Genomic DNA, 21,795 nt, shown 5'->3' with positions numbered 1-21,795 from the left:
GGTATTACCGTTCTACGATCTCATAATTCTTGTATTCTCCAATTCGCCAGCCGCTAATATCTTCTACTTTTTGGAGGAATTTACGACGAAAGGTCATGCTTTTGCGGAGCTGCTTGGTGCTAAAATCAATGTTCCAATTAGTGGCGGCAATGCGTTTTTGCATGGGTGCCGGATGGGTGCCGGTAAAGCGGATCAGTCTATCGGCATTGCTGTAATCAAACTCGTAAGTTTCAGGTATGTTTTGAGCAACCCATTCATCATCATGATAAAATTTATTAAAGTTGCGCACCTTATTGCTCAACCCCTGGGGTGGCTTGGCCCAGCCATAATGGTATATGTATGCGTCAATAAGTTTTACCTTTATCTTGCGGTTATCTAACCTGAAACCCTGTGCATCGCGATAGGCTTTTATGCCTTTAATGTTTTTAAGCAAACGGATCTCGCGCCTGTACCACCGTCTCGAATCGCCGTAATAATCATACGAACCATAAAAATGCAGGTATTTAAACAGCAGGCCTTCAATATTTGGTTTGCCCAATGCATATTCCATTTCTTTTTTAATAAGGGGATGATACTTTTCATGCACCGCTTCATCGCCCTGGATATAAAATGCCCAGTCACTATCAGGTGCAATTGCCGCGAAGGCTTTATCCGTTTCCACCGCGAAAACACTACCACCATCCCGTAATGAATTATCCCAAACAGAATCAATGATTTTTATTTTAGGCGAATCGATAGCTTCAATAAGCCCACGTGTACCATCGTCTGAATTACCGGCCACCACTATAAATTCGTCACAAAGTGGTAAAATGGAGGTTATAGCTTCAACAATAGGATAGTCGTTTTTAACCGCGTTTCTGATAAATGTAAATCCGGATACTTTCATTAAGTCAAAGGTATTTAAACATGGGGTAAATTTTGATACGGGTTACCTGATATTTTAGATCTTTCTCTGTTCTTCATGGAGATGATACTTAGTTTTCCTAAAAACGAAAAAAATGTTGATTTTTGATACCTACAAAACAACACAACATTGGTGATCACAAATCCAAAATACGAAGAAGCACTCCTTAACTATAATAAAAAAATAGCTGATGCCAGTGTGGAAGATATGGTGCTTAATATGGGCCCACAGCATCCTTCAACACATGGGGTTTTGCGTTTGGAGCTGATAACCGATGGCGAAATTGTAAAGGAAGTTATTCCGCATATTGGTTACCTGCACCGTTGTTTTGAAAAACACGCCGAATCATTAACCTACCAGCAAACTATCCCTTTTACCGACAGGATGGACTACCTGGCATCCATGAACAACAGCCACGCTTTTGTAATGGGCGTTGAGCGCATGATGGGTATTGACAAAGATATCCCCAAACGCATCGAATACATCCGCGTACTGGTTTGTGAGCTTAACCGTATTGCCTCACACCTGATAGCTATTGGTACATATGGCATTGATATTGGCGCCTTTACGCCATTTTTATGGTGTTTTAGAGATCGGGAACATATTATGGGCATGTTGGAGTGGGCCTCGGGCTCGCGCATGTTGTATAATTATATATGGGTTGGTGGTTTGTTTTATGACCTGCCGGTTGGTTTTGAGGAACGCTGCTGCGATTTTGTGGAGTACTTTAAACCCAAAATGGTTGAACTTAACCAACTGCTTACCGATAACCAGGTATTTATATCGCGCACAGCCAATGTAGGTATATTGCCACTTGATGTAGCTATTAATTACGGCTGCTCGGGCCCAATGCTGCGGGCATCCGGCCTTAAATGGGATTTGCGACGTATTGATAATTACTCAGCCTATCCTGAGCTTGATTTTGAGATTCCTGTTGGCCAGGGCCTCATGGGCGCTGTGGGCGACTGCTGGGACCGCTATAAGGTACGTGTTGATGAAATAGAACAATCATTAAGAATAGTTGACCAATGCCTTGACCGCCTGCAAAACGAGCTGAAACGCACCCCTGATTTTGACCCGCGTGCCAAAATGCCACGTAAAACCATACCTAAGGCACAGGATTATTATGTAAGATGCGAAGGTGCCAAAGGCGAGCTGGGTTTTTATTTTGTGGCCGATGGTAAATCAGAGATCCCGGTACGTGTAAAAGCACGCGGACCAAGCTTTAATAATTTGTCTGTATTACCTGAGATTTCAAAAGGCGTACTGATAGCTGACTTGATAGCTATTGTAGGGTCTATTGATTTTGTTTTGGGTGAGGTGGATAGGTAGAGGGCCTAATTTTAACCCATTACCTAAAACCGTCATTGCGAGGTACGAAGCAATCTCTATGCTATACAGAGCAAAATTGCTAAGTAATGAACTTGCATAACCGACCTGCCTGTGTAGAGATTGCTTCGTACCTCGCAATGACGCGTGAAAACTATTAAAACAAAAAAGGAGACACCGTTACGGCACCTCCTTTTAATTATTAATTTTTATTGGTTGGGCAAATTATTGATTATAAACTTTAACCATGAAAATATAGTTTTTAAGTTTCTTTAATTGTTGCGGACGGCTTAAGCCTGCCAGCGTATTCCTGTTATTTAAGATTAACGACTTGCTTAACGAATCTGATGGAATATTTTGTATAGCCTTTAATAAATAGGCAGACTTTACTGCAAATGCTGCACCTGCAACGCGGGTTTGCTTACCATTAATTATCCCAATAATATTCCCCTTGTCATCAAGCAAAGGACCACCGCTGTTGCCCGGATTAACTGGTATTGATACCTGGTATTCTGTAGTATCTCCCTGGTAACCGGTGGCTGATGTTAATGAACCAGGCCCAAAAACCACTTCCCCTCCCGGATAGCCGAAGGTGAAAACATTTTCGCCAAGATCTGTAGATGACTTTTTGAAGTTATAAGGTACCGTTCCTAAGTTTTTAAAACCCGGGTCATTAATTTCCAGTATAGCTATATCATTCTGCGGTTCGGTATATATTACCTTACTATGAAATGATTCTCCTGCAGCGTTTTGTACATATATGGAGTCGGCACCGTTCACTACATGATAATTGGTAACAATATAACCGTTTGATGAAAGGGCAAAACCTGTTCCCCTGAAATTACCCGGATTAACTGGCTTTGGCTTGGTAGTTTTAGCGCCATTTATCAGCCTTGTATTAACAGTTTGTTTAAGCTGATCATTTGAAATTTTAAGCCTGCTCACTTCATCCCGTAACTCAACAAAGCGCGAATCATGATTATTAAGCTTACCTGTAAAAAACAGGGTGCTTAAAATAGCGAATATGGCAATAGAAGCTGCAACCGATATTTTTGAATGGTGATGGCGCCACATACGCACAACCCATACCGGATGGATAGTTACCTCTTCCTTTAAAGCATGAACATCAATTTCGTCATGTATGGCATCCAAACGTTTCTGCAATTCCAATCGCTCGCCATATTGCTTCAGCAAACCCATGAACTGTTTGTGCTCGGTTACCCGGCTTTCAACAGTCGCGTCATTTTTGCGGAGCAATTCAAATTGGGTACGCTCCTCTGCGGTCATGCTGCCATCAAGGTACCGTTCAATTAATTCTGTAAGTTGGTTATCACTCATCTCGTTTCACTCCTTATTTCTGCTGAAAAAACAACTTCTTCAGCCTTTGCAGGCATTTATATTTTTGTGTTTTGGCATTATCAGCATTGGTATAACCAAAACGTTCACAGATGTCCTGCATTGATCTGTTATGTATATAAAAATCTTCCATAATGGTTTTACAGGGTTCGCCTAATAGCTGGAGTGCATTTTCCATTTTATTAAACTGTGTATCCCGTTCATTATGATTATCAACTTCATCATCAACAGGCAGATATTCTTCAAAATCCCTGATATCGCCTCCGTACCTGTTCATTTGGCTAAGCCTTTTGAGCCAAAGCCTCCGGCAAACCGAATAAATGTAAGTTTTGAGTTTACTGCTTAATTCAAATTCGCCCGATTTGATCTTATTATAAAGAACTATGATGGCTTCCTGGTATATATCCTTGGCATCATCCTCATTCCCATTGTTATTGATAATTAACTGTAATATCATCGGAAAATAGGTAGTGTATAACCTTTTTAATACTATTTCCGAGTTATTAAGTATACCAAGAACTATCTCGCTATCTGTTGGTGCCGAAGCTTTTAACTCTTTATTCACTCTTAATACTGTTTATGCGAAATTGTAACCCATTATTTAAAAAAATATTTTATCGAAAACAAATTATTAGCATCAGCCTGCCGGTTGGTTGCCATAACAATTATACATCATAATTATCAATTCGTTTTTTAATACTGCAAATTGAACAAGGTAAGCACATGTTTTGAGCAGGGTGCAAATCTGCAACAAAAAAAGGGGCCGCAAAAATATCTCTGTTAGTTATAAAAACTACAAACCCCATAGAAATTACTTTTTTTTTAAAATTTCTTGGGTTACCTTTTTGGATTAGGTGTATTAAGATGTGAAAACGATCACAAAACATTTAAAATTAAAAAAATTCACAACATGAAAAATTCATTCAAAACTGGTTTATTAGCATTAGCTATCGCTGTTTCTTTCGCAGCTTGTAAAGGTTCTGGTTCATCTTCAGCTGCTGATTCAACTAAAGCTGATTCAGCTAAAGTTGATTCTGCTAAAACTGATTCAGCTGCTACAGTTGATTCTGCTGCTAAAACTGGCGCTGCTGCTGTTGATTCAGTTGCAAAAGATACAACTAAGAAATAATTACTCATTATCATAAAAAGGCGGTAGGGATATAAATTTCAATCACTTTTTATTGATTTTTTAGTTATTCATTAATTTATAAAAGGTAATCTGTAATTTTTTTTTAAAAGTTATGGGTTACCTTTTATTGTTTATGGTATTAATATGAAAACTATTAAATCACTTATTAAAAATTAAACATGAAAAATTCATTCAAACTTGGCTTATTAGCCTTAGCTATCGCTACTTCATTTGCAGCTTGTAAAGGTTCTTCTTCATCTTCAGCTGCTGATTCAGCTAAGATGGACTCTGCTAAAATGGATTCAGCTAAAATGGATACTGCTTCTAAAATGGGCGCAGCGGTAGATTCAGCTAAAGTTGACTCTGCAGCAAAAGACACTACTAAAAAATAATCTTACTTTTTAGTAAAAAAAACGTCCTGGTTTTCCGGGACGTTTTTTTTTGCCATTATTTTACCAGCCAAACAATTTGAGGTTTGTATTGCTTAATGTGATAAGCAATACGATATGAGATATTCTGAATGGAAGATGTTAAGCAATACCGAGCGCAAAGAAATAGGCTGGCGTCGCCATCCGCGCATCAAAACAGTTACGCTTTTTACTATTGCGTTAGCGGTTACCTTTATCATTGTAGTTTTGGGTATCAATAAGAATAGCATTGTACATCTTAACCGCAAACCTACAGCACAGGAGGCTTTTAACATAGCCAGAGAGTTTGTAAAAGATCACTTAAAACAACCTGCCACAGCGGCGTTTCCTAATAACAGTTTTAAACCAGTTATTGATACCGCTACAAACAGCTACCAGATACGATCATCGGTAAAGGCCATAAATGCAAGCGGTAAAATGATAAGATCAGACTGGGTTATTGGTATGCGATACACCGGAGGCGACTGGTCTGAAAAAAATAGCTGGCAGGTTGAATCAATAAACATATCCCCAGAAAATTAAATTATAAAATCGCCATCAATAAAAAAAGGGACAACCGCATGGCTGTCCCTTTTTTTACTGAAATCTTTAATTTAATGTACTCCATCGCGCAATGCTTTTATTTCGTCATGCGCATCAAGCAGTTCGCTTTGCTGTCTGGTGATCAACTGGCGTAAATAAGCAGGCACATATTCTTCTTCCAGGGCCTCTTTATAAGCTTTTAATATAGCATCTTCGCCAAACTCGCATTCTTCAAGTATATCATGCGTATCATGGGCAGTAAAAGCCGCTTTAACATCAAGCCAGGCACGATGTATTTTACCACTGGTTGTTGTTCCGGTTTCCATGTCCTTTCCTAAAACTTCAATTTCGGTTCCCAGTTCTAATTTATACCTGTGACTATCGCCAATCAATGTAGTAAAAAGCGATTTAAGATCCGTCTCTCCATCTTTTAGGTCTTTTGTGGCGCGTTCATACCCTTCAATGCGGTCGTTGTTGATCTTTATAAGATCATTTAATACTTCGGTGGTTGCTTGTGTGTTTTCCATAATTATAAGATTTTTATATATCATAAACAGACAATAAGTTAAAATGTTTAATTAAAAATATAATAATTATCTTATTTATCAATTAAAATTACACAAACGTATTACTTACCCCTAAACAAGGAGAACAGCCAAAGTACAACCAGTATAACAACAATAACTGCAATAACACCTACCACAGCGCCCGCTTTAAATATCCCCTCAATTACAGAACAACCGCTTATGACCATCATAGCCATTACAATCAATAATAAATGTGCATTTTTCATAGTGATGTTTAAAATTGGTAACTAATGTTTTGATACTGAAGCTCAAATACAATAATCAGACCTCTTTTTAAAAAACACTATCAAGGCTCTGTTACAACTATTTCAAAAAAACCGCTACCGCAGCTTTATTATAAATTAATCGGAATGATTAATGCTGGTAAATAATTCAGGTAATGCAAAATTGTGGGTTGGATATCTGGAATGGGCATCAGTTTAATTAACCTAATAACAGATGTCATAGCCGAATCATCAGGTGACTAAAAAACAGGACAATTGATGCGATAAATATTTAAAAAAGCTTGTTCTAATAAGTAGCGATTTTTTCTGCAGGGACACAAAAACAATTGTTACTATTAAATGTTAGCATCCATAAATTAAAACAATTACAACGATCTAAATACATTAAAATATAAAATTAGTACATACTTATAATGCATGTTTTTACTAAATTTTCATTTCTAACGAAATTAATTGTCTAAATTTGCGTTATCTACTTTTTAATACATTACACCTTAAAATATGATTTTAGAAATACAACCAAACATTTATTGTGAAAAATGCATTAAATGTGGCGCGCGGCCACATATTGAGCAACAAAGAAAATATTGGATTGTTACCTGTCCTAACAAAGGCTGTAAAAACTTTGTGAAGGAGGAGATTGTTAACATTGACGCCTGGAACAGGTTAAATAAAAACAACGCTAATTTAAATCATAACCAAACATTTAAAAAGACCGCTTAAGTTCTGAGCCCGTCATTAAGTCAACAAAATATTATTTAAAAGTATAGGCTTTTTCTGGGAGATAAGTATTTTTACCGGCTACTGATAGGCTATGTTTAATATACTTTTTTCTATAAATAATGCAACTGTAAGGTTTTTGACTAATACCTTGTTCAAAGATCTTACGTTCAAAATAAATAAAGGCGAGAACTGGGCATTAATAGGTCAAAGCGGATCTGGCAAAAGCGCCTTGCTGCAAACCATTGCAGGGCGATTTAATATAACAGGTGGCACGGTCTCCTACCATTTGGGAGATGAGCTTTCAAATGCTCAGTTGAACAAGAGCATTAACCTTAATAACAAGTTGATTGCTCTTGTTGAACCCAGGCACCATTTCAGGAATCTTTCAAACACTACCGATTTTTATTACCAGCAACGCTATAACTCCTCAGATTCTGAGGATGCTTTAACCGTTAATGATTATTTACTATCAATTAAAAGTGTGCCGCGCCCAGGCACCTATTGGACATTTGATAAAACCCTGTCGCTATTAAACCTGCTTGGTTTACGTGATAAACAATTGATAAAACTATCAAATGGCGAAACCAAGCGTTTGATGCTGGCTGCTGCCCTGCTTAAAAACCCAATATTACTGTTATTAGATAACCCATTGACCGGCCTTGATGTAAAAACCAGGCAGGAATTTAATGGTATAATTGAACAGATCACAGCATCAGGTATCAGCCTGATCATGGCAACTCCGGTACATGAAATACCTGATGCCATTACCCATGTAGCTGTTTTAGAAAACGGCGCAGTTGTTCATCAAATAGCCAAAGCTGAGTTTAACGCCGGGCAGTTTGAACCTGATACTACCGACAGTATTGATACTGAAGAGCTGAGCAACTTATTAAACATTGGCAAAAACCCTGTTGCTTACAACTGGATAGTAAAAATGGATAAGGTACATATTCAATATGGTGATAAAGTTATACTTGACGATGTAAACTGGGAGCTAAAAACAGGCGACAGATGGGCGTTACTTGGCCCTAATGGCGCGGGTAAATCAACCTTATTAAGTTTAATTAATGGCGATAACCCGCAGGCCTATGCCAACAATATTATTTTGTTTGACAAAAAACGCGGCACTGGCGAAAGCATATGGGATATAAAAAAGAAAATAGGCTTTGTATCGCCCGAGCTGCACCAATACTTCCCCACCGATAACAGTTGCTTGCAGGTAATTGAATCAGGTTATTACGATACGCTGGGGCTGTTCAGGCTCAGCAATAAAGAGCGGGCCGGGGTTGCCTTGCGCTGGATGAAAGCACTTGAAATTGACCAGTATGCACGCACCCTGCTTAAAAACATACCAGCCAGCGCCCAACGCTTATGCCTGCTGGCCAGGGCGCTTATAAAAAACCCTTCTTTGCTTATTTTTGACGAACCCTGCCAGGGCATGGACGATCATCAGCAACTCCATTTTAAAAACCTGATTGATACCATTTGCAGCCTAAGCAATGTTACCCTTATTTATGTAACCCACTACCAGCACGAAATACCAAATAGTGTTGACAAGGTGTTACGCCTGGATAAAGGAAAAGTAGTCAATTAACCGAGATGGTACGGGAAATATTTGCACGACAACCCCGTGATCAAGCCTCCAATATTTCCTTATAATTAATTTGTAATTTATAAAATAGGATAAGATTTTTCGTCTGAATACGGCTTATTCGTTCATTTTGTTCATTGCTTTAAACCCTATTACCCTTATACAAAAACACACGTAATAAGCTGTAAATTACTTATCAAGTTTAATAGCTCGTAAGAATTTCTGCGGTATTTACCCTGTGTTTTATGAAAATCTTATTACGTTATTCGATATTATTCCTGGTGTTACTTTGTTTGCAGGTGCAGGAGGCTGGCGCGGCAACAAAGGCCTGGGTTGGTAGCCTTGCTGTCTCTGGAACAGATTGGAACACCGGTGCAAATTGGTTACCAACCGGTGTACCTGTAACCGGTGATGATATAACAATTGGATTAACACAAACCCTTATTAGTTCTCCTACTTTTCCATCAGGCAGCACTATATCGTTGTCATCAATTACTTTCGGAGCTTTATTGCCTGCATTATTTGGTCCAATTACGTTAACAGTAAATGGCAATATGACAGTAACCGGGAATATTCTTCAATCTCCAACAATACTTGTAAGTTATACTACAATAATAGCCGGCTCAGGAGCACTAACCTGCAATTCAGTACAAGTAGGTGCCAATAGCCCACTTGTTGCTTTAACCAACATTTTAACAAACACTACCTTAAAACTGATATCAACAATTAAAAACCTACACGTTATAACCAATGTAAACGTTTTTACCACCAGCATTACCATTACGATTATCGTAACCATAACTTTAGGGAAAATTGATGCAGCTTTTTCATTACAGGGGGGCACTACCTTAATTGATGGTTACATATTAACTAAAACTAATCCTGCAGGGGCAGGGTCGCCTACTTTCATTGTTGAGCCCCCATCAGGTTCGAATGCTAAATTACAGCTCTCAGGCATTACCCCAATTAATTCGTCAAGTCTTGCCGGCTCTGTTGATTTTTACAATAGCACAGGAACCGGGGAAGCTACTATAGAGTATAATAACACCTCTGGTACAGTTGGCACCCCGCAAAATGTTTATAGCACTGTTAATTCACCTGCATATTTAGATGCCTCTCCTGCACTTTACCAAAATTTAACGTTTTCAGGATCCGGTATTAAAAAAGCAAAGTCAGGCCTGATCACGGTAGCTGATACCATTAATAATTCAGCCGGCTCGCCGATTGATTTCGTTACCAATACAAATACCGTTCAATTAACGGGCACTAACCAGTCTGTTATTGGCGGGGCTTATGTTAACGCATCCTTACCGGCCTCTCCGGTTGGTACAGTATTTTATAACCTTACTTCATCAGCATCAACTGTTACCTTAAGCGGCCGAAATGATATTGCTGCTTTAGGCACCTTAGCCTTTTTAAAAACCAGTACAGCTACCATGTCTGTAGATGCCGGTGCAGCCAACAGCCTTACCCTATTGTCAAACTCCACCGGGGACGCCAGTATAGCAAGTTTAAGTACAGATGCCAGCAGCAATGCCATTACAGCAACCATTACCGGCAGCATTAATGTGCAGCGTTATGTTATAGGCGGTGGTGGCTCAATCGGGCCGCGCCGTTACATGTTAATTTCATCGCCTGTTGCCAATGCATCGGCTAATACATATAATTTGCTCCCGTTATTTGCCACTACTTATATTACTGGCCCGGGTGGTTCAGGCAATGGGTTTGATACTTCGCCCCTTAACACACCATCGTTTTTTGTGTATGACGAAAACTCTCCGCTTACAGCAAATGTAAACGTAGTTGTAGGCAATGAGTTTAAAGGCTTTAATACCATCAATGAAACCGTACCCATGGCAAACGGAGTAGAGTTTTATTTTAGAGGGAGCCGGACAGGGGTATCAAGCGCTGCTGCATTTATTAGCCCGTTTCCAGCCCCTGATAATGCTACACTAAATTTTTCAGGGTCGGTTTATAAAGGCGCGGGCACCAACGGTTCTTTTACGGCAAACATTATTAATTTTTTAGGTACTCCACCCACTTATTACAGTTCGTCGGCGGTTAGCGTTTCAACAAGTTTATCCCGTAGCAGTTTAGCGCCAACCAAATTAGGTTTTAACCTGCTGGGTAATCCTTATCCATCAGTTATAGATTTACATACTGTTTATACAGCTAACAGCAACAATTACAAGTTCTTTTACATGCTGGTTAAAAATATCAGTACGGGTCCCCAAAGTTATTCTACAAAGTACGCAACTTATGATGCCAGCAATGCGGGCACCCCACCGGCAGGAGCAAGTCGGTACGCGGTGTCGGGACAGGGTTTTTTTGTTGTAGCACCTACGGCAAGCTCGTCCATTGTATTTAATGAGACCATGAAAGTACCTTATTCATCTTACAAAAGTCCCGCCTCAACCAACCCGGTATTTAATGTTATACATGATCCGCCATTAGCATTTAAAACTTTAGCAACTGGCCCTAACAAAAACAATTTGCAACAGGTGTTTGCTACATCCTCGCAGGTACCTGCCGACCCTATGCCGAGGTTGCGTTTGGAGCTCATGCGGGATACAGCCATATTGAATACAGCCGACATCAGCTTTGACAAGAACGCGAAAGCAAGCTTTGTACCCGGCGAAGATGCCCCGTATATCGCGGCATCTGGTCAGGGAGATCTCCTTTATTCTTTAACTGCCGATTCCATTGGCTGCTTTGTGAACTATACTTCCGATCTTGAAAAATTGAAACGCATAAATCTTACGGTTACCTTCTCAAACTATGGTTTATATAAAATTACATCGCCCATTAAAACAAACATTGATGAGCGCTACACCATCTTTTTAAAGGATAAATACACCAATGATTCTTTGGATGTTGTGCACAATTCCGAATATTCTTTTAATGTAGATAAGACCGCGGCCAGCTATGCGCATGACCGTTTTTATTTAAGCATTGGGGTTGCCCCCGGTCACAATTATAAATTATTGGGTTTTAACGGCACTAAGATCACTGAAGGCATACAACTCAACTGGAAAACGGATAACGAAAGCACCTTTACCAAATTCGCCATTGAAAAAAGCACCAATGGTGGTAAATCATTTATGGTTATTGACAGCCTGCAGTCAACCGGCGCCGGGAACTATACTTTTATTGATCCTGCGCCAGGAATCGGTCAAATTACTTACCGCCTGGCACAAACCCTGGTTACGGGCGATACACAACTTTCAAAAAACCTGGTCTTTGATTACTCGGATATTACCACGCTTTTAACGTTTATGGTATATCCAAGCAACGCCACTCAGGATATCCATATCAGGCTGGGGAAAACATACAGCAACAATATTAAAATAAATATAGTAAGCTCAAACGGCAGTGTGATAAAAACCATAACCGCCAGCAATACTGATACTGTACAGCAAAATGTTGGAAGCCTTATCAAAGGGCTTTACATTGTAGAAGCCATAGACGAAGCCACTGGCAAACGGATTGGAAGTGCTAGATTTTTAAAGCAATAAGGTAACTTCAGTCTATGATTTTGCTTCATTAGCTCTACTACAAATTTACATCCGATAGCTTTCCCGATATAGGAAATAGTTCTCTATTTGGATCATTTGAAGAGCATCCTTTTTTTAATACAAATCACTTAAAACATGACACTTATCATCCATTTACGTTAAAATCAGCTATAAAATTTGTTCGTATTCATTTTGTTCACTCAGTATCATGTCTTTATGGTAAAAAAAAGAAACTTTCAAGAAACTTTTACGTAAAAAGGTCATCTCACAAAACACTAATTAATAAAACCTTGCTACACCTTAATTTGCAAACACGGTTATTAAAAATTTTCGTGTTGGTTGTATGTATTTTATCTATGCAGCAAAGGCTATCTGCTGCTACATTTGATTGGACGGGAACGGGAACATGTACAGGAACTTTTTGTTCTGGTGGTTATACAAATTTTAATTCATGGATCAATCCTGATAATTGGACTGTTAATGGATTACCAACCTCAGCATATCCAGGTCAAGGGGGGAACACTGACATTGTTCGGATTGGTGTAAACGTAAGTTATACAGTTGCTTCCAGATTTCCCATCATAGCTGTTGGTACCACAATAACATGTGCGAGCGTCACTTTCGGACCTAAAAACACTACTACCGCCACGGGAACTACTATTAGATCAAACATGCTTACCGTTAATGGCATATTAACAGCAACAACTATTAAATTAAGCCCGAACACAAACACCAGTAACATAGCCGGAAACAATTACATCGAAGGCACTGGCACTATTAATTGTACCAACATGGTGGTAGGAGATAATTCTACCACGACAGGTGGTAACAATTATCTTTTTTCGCACGTCAGCACTATGAATGTTAGTGGCGATGTTACTGTTGTAATAAGTACCAGCGTAGTAAATGGCAGCGGTTTCAGGTTAGAAACCGGCACTATGAATTTAAATGGGAAAATTTTTATTACAAACCCTAATAACGTTACTGCCAGCACAAACCTTGGATATTTTACTGTAAATGCAAAATACAGCACCAATGTCCCTGCAACAAGCAGCACCAATCCGGTTTTGAATCTTTCCGCAGCCGACCCTGTTGGTTCAATTTCTTCTCCACGGGGCTCCATTAATTTTTATGGCGATCACGGTGGAAATGCCGAGGTACATTATCTTGCTAATAATCCTAAGATTTATACATCGTCCACTCCTGGTTTTGGAGGAGGTGGTGGTGTAGGCTCCTACTTAACCAACGATACAACCTCTGCAACTTATGATGATTTATATATCAACGGCAGTAGCGCCAGTGCCAGCACTGCTACAATCGGAACCACCACAAAAGGTCCGCTGAAAATAGACGGTAATATATCTATTACCAACACAACGGCAAATTACGGCACTGGTGGTACTATTACAACAGTTGCAGGTAACTGGACCAATACCGCATCAACCGTAAATTTAGGTTTCGGAGCTGTTGTAGTAGGTGTTGATTTTACGAATGACGCCACAAGTTCATTTAACCAGGCTAACGGCCGCATTACTATAAATGGTAATGTGTCAAACAGCGGCGCACTTATTTTAGGATCGGGCTTAACAGATTTAAATGGCAATGTAACAACCGGCGGCACCTTACAGATGAGTAGTGGTGCTTTAAATATCGCTAAAAATTACACCAATACGGGAACATTTACAGCAAGTACCGGCCTTATCACTTTTGATGGAGCGGTAGCGCAAACTTTAATTGATAACACCGCAGCAGGTACAAAATTCAACAATGTAACCTTTTCAAATGGATCATCCACCATTACTAAACGGATGAAATCAGGTAGCAATTTTTTCGTTAATCCTACGTATACGCTAAATGCTATTAACTCAGGTACACTTACAGTCGAAAATACGCCCTCAACCTATACCTCTGCCCTAACCCTGCTTTCCACCGCAGCAGGCGATGCCAGTATCGGCAATCTTACAGCAGGAAATATTGCCGGCAAAATTGAGGTACAACGTTATATCAAGGGCGGAGCCCGTAGGTATATGCTGCTTTCATCTCCGGTTGCGGATACAACCAGCACGGCTATCAATATCAGTGCGTCATCACCTAACGGTTATAGTTTAAAACCAATCATATTACCCGGTGCAGCCGGCAATAAGTTAAGTACTATTGTTACCGGTCCCGGAGGCTCCACCAATGGCTTTGACAGCGCGCCAGCTACTGGCAATAGCCCTTCTGTTTTTGTTTACAATGAAAATGCACCGTCAACTGCAGATCCCAACCAGGTTGCAGGCAACGAGTATAAAGCTTTCACCAACACCAGTGCGGCTATACCTATGGGTAACGGTATATTGCTTTATTTTAGAGGGAGCCGTGATCTGTTAAATTCTACTCCCGGGGCACCCTTTGTAAGGCCTTTCCCCGCTGCGGATGATGCCACATTAACATTTTTCGGGTCGGTTATTAAGGGTACCGCTGCTACAAACTCCCCAATGACACCCCTGATTATCAATTTGCCGGCTACTACTTCAACAGATGCATCTACATACCCCATAGGCGGCACAACATATCCAACTTTTTTATCTTATCGGAGCCCAGCTACTTCAAAAAAAGGATTTAACTTGCTCGGCAATCCGTATGCATCTGTTATTGACCTGTCAAAAGTTTATACCGCTAACAATACTATAAGTTTTTATTATTTACTGATTAAGAATGCAGTTACAGGCCCCAATAGCTCTTCTACAAGATTTGTACTTTATAACGGGTTAACCAATACAGCTGGCACCGGTGGCAGTAAATTTGTCTTATCGGGCCAGGGCTTTTTTGTTGTTGCTCCATCTGTTACACCTCTATCTTTCACCTTTAACGAAGACATGAAAGCGTTGTATTCGGCCTACACAAATACTACACCACCCATTTTTAATGTTAAAAATGGCGGCCCTGCTGTTTTAAGTACTATGGCGGTTACTTCAAACGGAAGCAGCCTCATTAAGCAGGCAGCTGCTTCATCAGCTGTGGCAGCTACTAAAAACAATACTAATACAATGCCATGGCTACGGATGGATATGATGCAGGACACCAGCACTTTTAGTACTACCGACATCTATTTTGATAAAAACTCCAAAAGTAAATTTGTGCCTGGCGAGGATGCCCCCTATTTGGCATCATCAGGCCAGGGAAATTTCTTTTTCTCTCAAACAACCGATTCTATAGGTTGTTTTGCAAACTATACCTCAAACCTGGAGAAACTAAAACGAGTAAACCTTTTTATAGCCTTTAGCACCTTTGGTACCTATAAACTTACTTCGCCTGTTAAAGAAAATATTGATGAGCGTTACACCATTTTTTTAAAGGACCAATACACCAATGACTCCTTAGATGTGGTGCATAATTCGGAGTATACTTTTAATGTGGATCAAAATCCTGCCAGTTACGCACGTAACCGCTTTTACTTAAGCATTGGCATAGCTCCGGGACATGAGTACAAATTATTAGATTTTAACGGAGCTAAGATTACAGCAGGCATCCAACTCACCTGGAAAACCGACAATGAAAGCAATTTCACCAAATTCGCGGTTGAAAAAAGTACCAATGGCGGCAAATCATTTATGGCTATTGACAGCCTGCTATCAACTGGTGAGGGGGTTTATACCTTTACAGACAAGGCGCCTGGCGCCGGGCAGCTTACTTACCGCCTGGTACAAACCCTGGTTACGGGGGATACACAATTTTCAAAAAAACTGAACTTTGATTACCTCAATTCCGTAAACCCATTAAAGTTTATTGTTTACCCAACCAGCACTACACAAAATATTAATATTAACTTTGGCAAAACATATAGTAACCGTGTTAAAATTAATATTGTGAGCTCAACAGGCAGTATGATTAAAACCATAACCGCCAGCAATACTGATACGATACAACAGGATGTTGGCAACCTGCTTAAAGGGGTTTACATTGTAGATGCTATTGACGAAGCCACAGGGAAGCGAATTGGAAGTGCGAAATTTTTTAAACAATAACCAAATGATAGTAATAACCTTTGTAAAAAATAAGTATAAATTTTTACTGGGTGTATGTTTTTATTTACTGATCACCGCTAATTGTTTTGCTCAGACTGATCCCGGTGGTGGTCTTTGTGATGGTAATGACGGGGGGCCCGACGGTTGCCCCCTTGATACCTGGGTAATTGTATTAGTGATCATTGCGGTAATTTTTACAGCCCTCCATTTACAGCGCAAACAAAAATCCCTTCGGGCTTAGGGCTCAAAGGGATCTCTGAATTGTTTTTATCGGTATTAAATATCTTACGCTTTTTTGATCTGCATTTGATTTATCTGGTTTAATTGCAGCTGTTTCAGCACGCCGTCAACCACTTTTGGTAACTCTTCGAGTGTTCTTTTTGGATTACGCAATTCGCCTACCCCAAATCCTCGCCATACTAAACGGCGGGTATTGCGGTCAATAATATCAATAATGAGGGTACCTTCTTTATACGGAACGCGGGCATAACCGCCGCCAAATCCGCCGTAGGGATATCCCCAGCCACCCCAGCCACCATAGTAGCCGTAAAACGGACGGTATCCCCAGCCTCCACCCCAACCCCAGCCCCAGCCACCCCAGCCGCCCCAACCGAAGCCGCCATAATAAGCCGGATAAAATTCAGTTTTCATGCCTCTGCCAGTTACGGTGGAATAACTCACCAGCAGATCGGGGTTATTTTCCTGCAATCGCAGGCCCTTGGTTTGTAATGCGGTAATAGCAGCTTCCTTTACTTTTTCGTCGGCAATCTCTTTTTTTACAACACCACCAGCCTTGTTACTTGTTTCGGGCGGTAACCAGGCAAATGTACGGTAAGATGAAAGATCGGTTTTGTTACGGGCTGCGGTATAATAATTATAGCTGCTGCAAGCAGATAGGGCGGAGACCAGCAATATTACCAGCCCTATATAAATAGTTCTATTCATGATAAATTAACTCCCTTATATTTAAATGTTAGACTATTAAATAAACAAAGGTTTAATTTAAATAATTATTTATTCAAATTAGTTAATTGAGCATATAACTTTTCTGTAGGGAGCCCCACAACATTAGTATAAGAACCGCTTATGCGCTCAATGCCTATCAATCCAATACGCTCCTGAATGCCATAAGAACCAGCCTTATCAAGTGGATTGTATTCGGCCACATAACTCCTGATCTCCTGATCACTCAACTTACGGAAAAACACCTCGGATACATCAAAAAAGTTATTGTACCGGTGTTTATATAACAGGCATACCCCGGTAATAACCTGGTGTACCTTGCCTGATAGCGTTTGCAGCATTTCGATAGCATGCTCAGGCGTTTCTGGTTTACCCAATATCCGGCCATCAACACAAACAATGGTATCGGCAGTAAGCACTACTTCATCCCCTATAGTTTGGTCAAATGCTTCGGCTTTTTTACGGGCAATATATACGGCAACTTCCTGCGGCGTTAACCCATCAGGGTATGATTCATCAACCTCTTTTAAAACAACCTCAAACTCCAGGTCCATCAGTCTGAGCAGTTCCTGACGGCGGGGTGATTTTGATGCAAGGATAATTTTGGGTACTGAATGCATATTATTTGACGAAAGATAATTGACAAAAGATAAATATTTCTTTTAAGCCCTCCCCTTCGGGAGAGGGTTGGGTGGGGTTACCAGCTATAGGCCTGTTCGCTCATCCACTTATCCTGAACTTTTAGCACCTTTTCAATAATATCGCGGGCGCAGCCTTTACCGCCGCCATAAGGCGAAACATAGGCACTTACCGCTTTAATTTCCTCAACCGCATCGGCCGGACAAACAGGCAAGCCTGCCAGTTTCATAGTTTCCAGGTCGGGGATATCATCGCCCATGTATAAAACGTTGGTAGCTATAATAGCTTTTTCTTCGAGATATACCTTAAACCGCTGCGATTTGGTATGCGTACCCATATAAACGTCCTGAATGCCCAGGCTATTTAAACGGTAAATAGCACTTTTTGACCTACTGCCTGATATGGCGCATACATTGTAACCGCATTTAACAGCCAGTTGCAGGGCATAACCATCCTTGATATTAAAGGCCCTGCTTTGTTCACCTGTATCCGTCACAAAAACAGAACCATCAGTCAGTACGCCGTCCACATCAAAAATAAACGTGGTTATATCTTTTAATTTATGTAAAAATGATTCCATATTTTGGATTACACAGATTAACTCTATTGATTATCGCGCCACTCATAAACCCAGGCCGACTGGATTTGCTCCAGGTGCCCTTCATTTGATTCGGCTCTGGTACCCTCAAAGTTTGGCAATGTTAATACCCATTCCAGCAGTTCGGTAAAACGGATACGGTATATTTTTGATTCGTCAAAATCATCACCAAACTTTTCATAAAGTTCAATTGCAATATCTTCGTAATCATTCCAATGAATCGGTAAGGCAAATTTATTATCTGTCATCTTTTGTATGTTGTACGTGATACGTTTACGTAATACGTTCTTTATTCGGTTATATATCCCAATTATTTTTCTCAATTATTCACGTATAACTTACTATGTTAAACGTAAACCATATTAGTGGCCCAAAAACTGTGACTGATCGGGTAGTGTTACCTCAATATCGCCATCAATAATTAAACACTGGCAACCCAGGCGCGAGTTTATACGGGGATCTACAGCCCTGTCAATAAAGTCTTCTTCTTTATCAGATATTTCCTGAACGTTGTCCATCCCTTTATTTACATAAACATGGCAGGTGCTGCATCCGCATACACCGCCGCAATTGTGCTGTAGTTCAATGCCATTTTCCAGGCATACATCTAATACAGATTCTCCTTCGGCTATAGGTAATTCAACAGTTTCGTACCCTTTTTCCTCGAAATTTATCCTTACTTTAAAAATGTTCATTTAGGCAAAAGTAACAAAATTACTTGTCCCCATGCCCTTCATTATTGTTTTTGATAATACCCTGACTTAACAGGAGATATATCTCCTGTAATTGAGGCTGATGGTTAAGCAATTGCAGGTGCTTATCCATGGTAACCTTATCGTTACGTACGGCCGGGCCTGTTTGTACAGAGGCGGGCGGTTGTTCCTGTACTTTTTGGGCTGTTTCCAATATCAGCGGTTTAAGCATATCAAACTCCATTTGATGAGCGGCCAGCAACTGCTGGGCTATGATATATAGATAATTGGGGAAATTGCAGGCAAACACCGCAGCCAGGTGCAGTATTTTACGGTCGGCCGAGTTAACACTATAAATATTTTTGCTAATGGTGGCTGCAAGTTGCTCTAAATCTGCTTTTATGTCAACGTCAGATCCTTCAATACATAACGGTACGGTGGCAAAATCAACCTCCCGGTTTTTGCTAAAAGTTTGCAGCGGATACAAAACACCTGCCTTACCGGTAAAAGCAAGCAGATCATTCAAATTAGTTGAGCCTGATGTATGTACTATTAATTTTTGATGTTGGGTCAGTGCTTTAACCATTTCAATGATGGCATCGTCTTTAACCGAAATAATGAATATATCCGTGTCGGATAAAATGGCATTAAGGTTGTTAATTGCCTGGGCCCCTATATGATAAGCCAGCATAGAGGCATTTTGCAAATTGGGGCTGTAAACCTGCAGGATACGATGGCCCGCGTTTTTAAATGCTGCCGCCATATGTGTGGCTACATTACCCGAACCAATTATTGTTATTCGCATATAATTTTTATAATTAAAGTATCTATTAAACAATCGTGTTTAATTATTTATGTATTTTAGTGAACATCATCTATTACTATGAAAATACTTAAAGTAAGCATAATAATTATAATATTTTTGGTGGGGGCATCTGCTTTAATATTATACAGTTTTTATGAATATAATAATAAAGAGGAAAAAACTTTAACAACTGTCAACCGTAAAAATATTGAAGGAAGTTTCATAAAATTAAGTAATGGTGTAACCCACTACCAGCTTGAAGGACCAGCAAATGGCGAGGTGGTGATACTTGTTCATGGCTTTAGCGTTCCGTATTATATTTGGGATGGCACCTATGAATTCCTGGTTAAAAATGGCTACAAAGTGCTGCGCTATGATATGTATGGCCGCGGCTACTCTGACAGGCCCGATGTTGCGTATGACAAAGAACTATATAATACCCAATTACTGGATCTTATAAGTGGCCTAAAGCTGCAGGGACATGTTAATTTAGCCGGTATTTCATTTGGCGGCCAAATGATAACCAACTTTACTTGCCAGCACCCCGGGCTTATAAACAAAGTTATACTTATTGATCCGGCTTACGAAAACGAAAAACCGGTTGCGCCTAAATATTTTACCCTATTTAACGAGGCCGTTAACTCAGACCAGCGTGCCTGGGGACAACTTGACGATTTCCTTTATCCCCGCAAACATCCGGAATGGGTAAAACGTTACTTACCGCAAATGCGCTATAAAGGATTCAGAAATGCCCTTGTATCAACCATGTATGATTATGACCAAAACGGGCGTCAAAGTAATACCTGCCTTAACAGCACTAACAAACCAGTATTATTGATCTGGGGCAAAAAAGACAAAACTGTCCCCTTCCGTTTCAGCGATTCGATCCGCAGTGTGCTAAAGGTTGATTTTTTTCCGGTTGATGATGCCGCCCACCTCCCGTCAATCGAAAAGCCCGATACCGTGAATAATAAAATACTATCGTTTTTAAAGCAAGGGTAAATCACCTGTTTCAAAATTATAAAACTATGTCATTGCAATGACGTGAGAGAGAACTTTTTATATCAACTCCCGCTCTGCCCAATCAATTCCATCCGGCAATTCAGTCCTACTAAATTCAATATGAACTACCCTCCTCTTTTTATTATTAGTGGTTCGGTTTGATGCATGGAGCAGCAACGGGCGCATGACCATTATATCGCCGGCTTTAACCGTGCAAATAGTTTCAGTTTCTACTTCCCAGTTGATGGTCTCTGGGCGACAGATCCCTTTCAGGTGCGAACCGGGAATCACCTTAAGCGCTCCGTTATTTCCATCTGCGTCGTCGAGGTGAATGCGGATGGTGAAGTTATCCTGTAATATATTAAGCGGTGGTTGTACGCCAAACTGGTTCTGCTTAACCGTCCACGGACCATAACCTGGTATATCAGCTTTGTTATTAACTACAATAGTAAGATCCTGATGCCAGGCTACAAACCAGTTTGAGAGTTCAGGTTTATCAAAGTAAATGGATTTTACAGTAAAATAGCCGTCGCCGAACAGGTTATTAATAAGTGCTTTTAAATTGCTGTTAAAAATTAAAGGAAGCACCTGCGGTACTTCCTTTAAAAATTGCCTTATGGCAAACAGATCGTCAGTTTTGCGAAAAGTAGAGTTAGATGGATCAGCCTGTTCAATGGCGGTTATAATGCTTTTAACTTCATCCCCGGTAAAAATATCATCAACAATGGAAAACCCATCATTAAAAATATTGTCCTGATGCCTGGCTATACTATCCATGCAA

Annotated in this window: 21 protein-coding genes; 9 read left to right on the top strand and 12 right to left on the bottom strand. The window is 40.1% G+C overall.

Annotated elements, in window-relative coordinates; genetic code table 11:
- Positions 1-4: 4 nt before the first annotated feature.
- A complete protein-coding gene (locus M2273_RS09635) occupies positions 5-886 on the bottom strand; it encodes a glycosyltransferase family 2 protein (RefSeq protein ID WP_429395962.1) in 882 nt (293 codons plus the stop codon).
- 153 nt (positions 887-1,039) lie between these two features.
- Here M2273_RS09635 and M2273_RS09630 point away from each other — a divergent pair, with 153 nt between their 5' ends.
- A complete protein-coding gene (locus tag M2273_RS09630; protein WP_429396354.1) occupies positions 1,040-2,236 on the top strand; it encodes an NADH-quinone oxidoreductase subunit D in 1,197 nt (398 codons plus the stop codon).
- Between the two features lie 222 nt (positions 2,237-2,458).
- Here the strand turns inward: M2273_RS09630 and M2273_RS09625 are convergent, their stop codons facing one another.
- On the bottom strand, positions 2,459-3,571 hold the full coding sequence (locus M2273_RS09625) for a trypsin-like peptidase domain-containing protein (RefSeq protein ID WP_429395959.1): 1,113 nt from the start codon (positions 3,569-3,571) through the stop codon (positions 2,459-2,461).
- Positions 3,572-3,584: 13 nt separating this feature from the next.
- Positions 3,585-4,154, bottom strand: a complete 570-nt coding sequence (locus M2273_RS09620; RefSeq protein WP_429395956.1) for an RNA polymerase sigma factor — start codon at positions 4,152-4,154, stop codon at positions 3,585-3,587.
- A 345-nt stretch (positions 4,155-4,499) separates the two neighbouring features.
- Here M2273_RS09620 and M2273_RS09615 point away from each other — a divergent pair, with 345 nt between their 5' ends.
- From M2273_RS09615 to M2273_RS09605, 3 genes are all read left to right on the top strand, one after another.
- Positions 4,500-4,718, top strand: a complete 219-nt coding sequence (locus tag M2273_RS09615; protein ID WP_429395954.1) for a hypothetical protein — start codon at positions 4,500-4,502, stop codon at positions 4,716-4,718.
- A gap of 179 nt (positions 4,719-4,897) precedes the next feature.
- The gene (locus M2273_RS09610) at positions 4,898-5,110 is read left to right on the top strand and encodes a hypothetical protein (RefSeq protein WP_429395951.1); all 213 of its coding nucleotides are present in this window, start codon (positions 4,898-4,900) and stop codon (positions 5,108-5,110) included.
- A gap of 114 nt (positions 5,111-5,224) precedes the next feature.
- Positions 5,225-5,668: a hypothetical protein gene (locus tag M2273_RS09605; protein ID WP_429395948.1), complete on the top strand. Its 444-nt coding sequence runs from the start codon at positions 5,225-5,227 to the stop codon at positions 5,666-5,668.
- A gap of 71 nt (positions 5,669-5,739) precedes the next feature.
- On the opposite strand, the gene M2273_RS09600 is transcribed toward M2273_RS09605, so the two are convergent.
- Complete coding sequence (locus M2273_RS09600; RefSeq protein WP_429395945.1) at positions 5,740-6,195, bottom strand: PA2169 family four-helix-bundle protein; 456 nt, start codon at positions 6,193-6,195, stop codon at positions 5,740-5,742.
- A 101-nt stretch (positions 6,196-6,296) separates the two neighbouring features.
- Entirely contained in the window at positions 6,297-6,461 is a 165-nt protein-coding gene (locus M2273_RS09595) for a phosphatidate cytidylyltransferase (protein WP_429395942.1), read from the bottom strand.
- Between the two features lie 832 nt (positions 6,462-7,293).
- Here M2273_RS09595 and M2273_RS09590 point away from each other — a divergent pair.
- From M2273_RS09590 to M2273_RS09575, 4 genes are all read left to right on the top strand, one after another.
- Positions 7,294-8,796, top strand: coding sequence for an ATP-binding cassette domain-containing protein (locus M2273_RS09590; RefSeq protein WP_429395939.1), 1,503 nt, complete (start codon positions 7,294-7,296; stop codon positions 8,794-8,796).
- A 242-nt stretch (positions 8,797-9,038) separates the two neighbouring features.
- Positions 9,039-12,308, top strand: coding sequence for a hypothetical protein (locus tag M2273_RS09585; RefSeq protein WP_429395936.1), 3,270 nt, complete (start codon positions 9,039-9,041; stop codon positions 12,306-12,308).
- Between the two features lie 356 nt (positions 12,309-12,664).
- A complete protein-coding gene (locus tag M2273_RS09580) occupies positions 12,665-16,315 on the top strand; it encodes a T9SS type A sorting domain-containing protein (RefSeq protein WP_429395933.1) in 3,651 nt (1,216 codons plus the stop codon).
- Between the two features lie 4 nt (positions 16,316-16,319).
- The gene (locus M2273_RS09575) at positions 16,320-16,556 is read left to right on the top strand and encodes a hypothetical protein (RefSeq protein WP_429395930.1); all 237 of its coding nucleotides are present in this window, start codon (positions 16,320-16,322) and stop codon (positions 16,554-16,556) included.
- 44 nt (positions 16,557-16,600) lie between these two features.
- On the opposite strand, the gene M2273_RS09570 is transcribed toward M2273_RS09575, so the two are convergent.
- From M2273_RS09570 to M2273_RS09545, 6 genes are all read right to left on the bottom strand, one after another.
- Positions 16,601-17,260: a DUF4136 domain-containing protein gene (locus M2273_RS09570; RefSeq protein ID WP_429395927.1), complete on the bottom strand. Its 660-nt coding sequence runs from the start codon at positions 17,258-17,260 to the stop codon at positions 16,601-16,603.
- Between the two features lie 65 nt (positions 17,261-17,325).
- Positions 17,326-17,898, bottom strand: coding sequence for a Maf family protein (locus M2273_RS09565; RefSeq protein ID WP_429395924.1), 573 nt, complete (start codon positions 17,896-17,898; stop codon positions 17,326-17,328).
- A 77-nt stretch (positions 17,899-17,975) separates the two neighbouring features.
- Positions 17,976-18,497: a KdsC family phosphatase gene (locus M2273_RS09560; RefSeq protein ID WP_429395921.1), complete on the bottom strand. Its 522-nt coding sequence runs from the start codon at positions 18,495-18,497 to the stop codon at positions 17,976-17,978.
- A 23-nt stretch (positions 18,498-18,520) separates the two neighbouring features.
- Complete coding sequence (gene iscX / locus M2273_RS09555) at positions 18,521-18,763, bottom strand: Fe-S cluster assembly protein IscX (protein WP_429395918.1); 243 nt, start codon at positions 18,761-18,763, stop codon at positions 18,521-18,523.
- Positions 18,764-18,877: 114 nt separating this feature from the next.
- A complete protein-coding gene (locus M2273_RS09550) occupies positions 18,878-19,210 on the bottom strand; it encodes a 2Fe-2S iron-sulfur cluster-binding protein (protein ID WP_429395915.1) in 333 nt (110 codons plus the stop codon).
- A 19-nt stretch (positions 19,211-19,229) separates the two neighbouring features.
- Complete coding sequence (locus M2273_RS09545; protein ID WP_429395912.1) at positions 19,230-20,045, bottom strand: Rossmann-like and DUF2520 domain-containing protein; 816 nt, start codon at positions 20,043-20,045, stop codon at positions 19,230-19,232.
- Between the two features lie 45 nt (positions 20,046-20,090).
- Between M2273_RS09545 and M2273_RS09540 the strand changes: the two genes are divergently transcribed.
- Positions 20,091-21,014 carry an alpha/beta fold hydrolase gene (locus M2273_RS09540; RefSeq protein ID WP_429395910.1) on the top strand — a complete coding sequence of 308 codons (924 nt, stop codon included), beginning with the start codon at positions 20,091-20,093 and terminating at the stop codon, positions 21,012-21,014.
- A 57-nt stretch (positions 21,015-21,071) separates the two neighbouring features.
- On the opposite strand, the gene M2273_RS09535 is transcribed toward M2273_RS09540, so the two are convergent.
- Positions 21,072-21,791 carry a phytanoyl-CoA dioxygenase family protein gene (locus M2273_RS09535; protein WP_429395907.1) on the bottom strand — a complete coding sequence of 240 codons (720 nt, stop codon included), beginning with the start codon at positions 21,789-21,791 and terminating at the stop codon, positions 21,072-21,074.
- Positions 21,792-21,795 lie beyond the last annotated feature (4 nt).

Origin of the sequence: Mucilaginibacter lappiensis (genome assembly GCF_050433765.1) — a bacterium.
Classification (GTDB): Bacteria; Bacteroidota; Bacteroidia; order Sphingobacteriales; family Sphingobacteriaceae; genus Mucilaginibacter; species Mucilaginibacter lappiensis_A.
Note: the sequence above shows the minus strand (reverse complement) of the source record. Positions and strands in the feature narration are given on the sequence as shown.

Coding starts and splice junctions, on each gene's coding strand:
- M2273_RS09635 (WP_429395962.1), bottom strand. CDS start 886: ATGAAAGTATCCGGATTTACATTTATCAGAAACGCGGTTAAAAACGAC.
- M2273_RS09625 (WP_429395959.1), bottom strand. CDS start 3,571: ATGAGTGATAACCAACTTACAGAATTAATTGAACGGTACCTTGATGGC.
- M2273_RS09615 (WP_429395954.1), top strand. CDS start 4,500: ATGAAAAATTCATTCAAAACTGGTTTATTAGCATTAGCTATCGCTGTT.
- M2273_RS09610 (WP_429395951.1), top strand. CDS start 4,898: ATGAAAAATTCATTCAAACTTGGCTTATTAGCCTTAGCTATCGCTACT.
- M2273_RS09605 (WP_429395948.1), top strand. CDS start 5,225: ATGAGATATTCTGAATGGAAGATGTTAAGCAATACCGAGCGCAAAGAA.
- M2273_RS09600 (WP_429395945.1), bottom strand. CDS start 6,195: ATGGAAAACACACAAGCAACCACCGAAGTATTAAATGATCTTATAAAG.
- M2273_RS09595 (WP_429395942.1), bottom strand. CDS start 6,461: ATGAAAAATGCACATTTATTATTGATTGTAATGGCTATGATGGTCATA.
- M2273_RS09590 (WP_429395939.1), top strand. CDS start 7,294: ATGTTTAATATACTTTTTTCTATAAATAATGCAACTGTAAGGTTTTTG.
- M2273_RS09585 (WP_429395936.1), top strand. CDS start 9,039: ATGAAAATCTTATTACGTTATTCGATATTATTCCTGGTGTTACTTTGT.
- M2273_RS09580 (WP_429395933.1), top strand. CDS start 12,665: ATGCAGCAAAGGCTATCTGCTGCTACATTTGATTGGACGGGAACGGGA.
- M2273_RS09575 (WP_429395930.1), top strand. CDS start 16,320: ATGATAGTAATAACCTTTGTAAAAAATAAGTATAAATTTTTACTGGGT.
- M2273_RS09570 (WP_429395927.1), bottom strand. CDS start 17,260: ATGAATAGAACTATTTATATAGGGCTGGTAATATTGCTGGTCTCCGCC.
- M2273_RS09565 (WP_429395924.1), bottom strand. CDS start 17,898: ATGCATTCAGTACCCAAAATTATCCTTGCATCAAAATCACCCCGCCGT.
- M2273_RS09560 (WP_429395921.1), bottom strand. CDS start 18,497: ATGGAATCATTTTTACATAAATTAAAAGATATAACCACGTTTATTTTT.
- iscX (WP_429395918.1), bottom strand. CDS start 18,763: ATGACAGATAATAAATTTGCCTTACCGATTCATTGGAATGATTACGAA.
- M2273_RS09550 (WP_429395915.1), bottom strand. CDS start 19,210: ATGAACATTTTTAAAGTAAGGATAAATTTCGAGGAAAAAGGGTACGAA.
- M2273_RS09540 (WP_429395910.1), top strand. CDS start 20,091: ATGAAAATACTTAAAGTAAGCATAATAATTATAATATTTTTGGTGGGG.
- M2273_RS09535 (WP_429395907.1), bottom strand. CDS start 21,791: ATGGATAGTATAGCCAGGCATCAGGACAATATTTTTAATGATGGGTTT.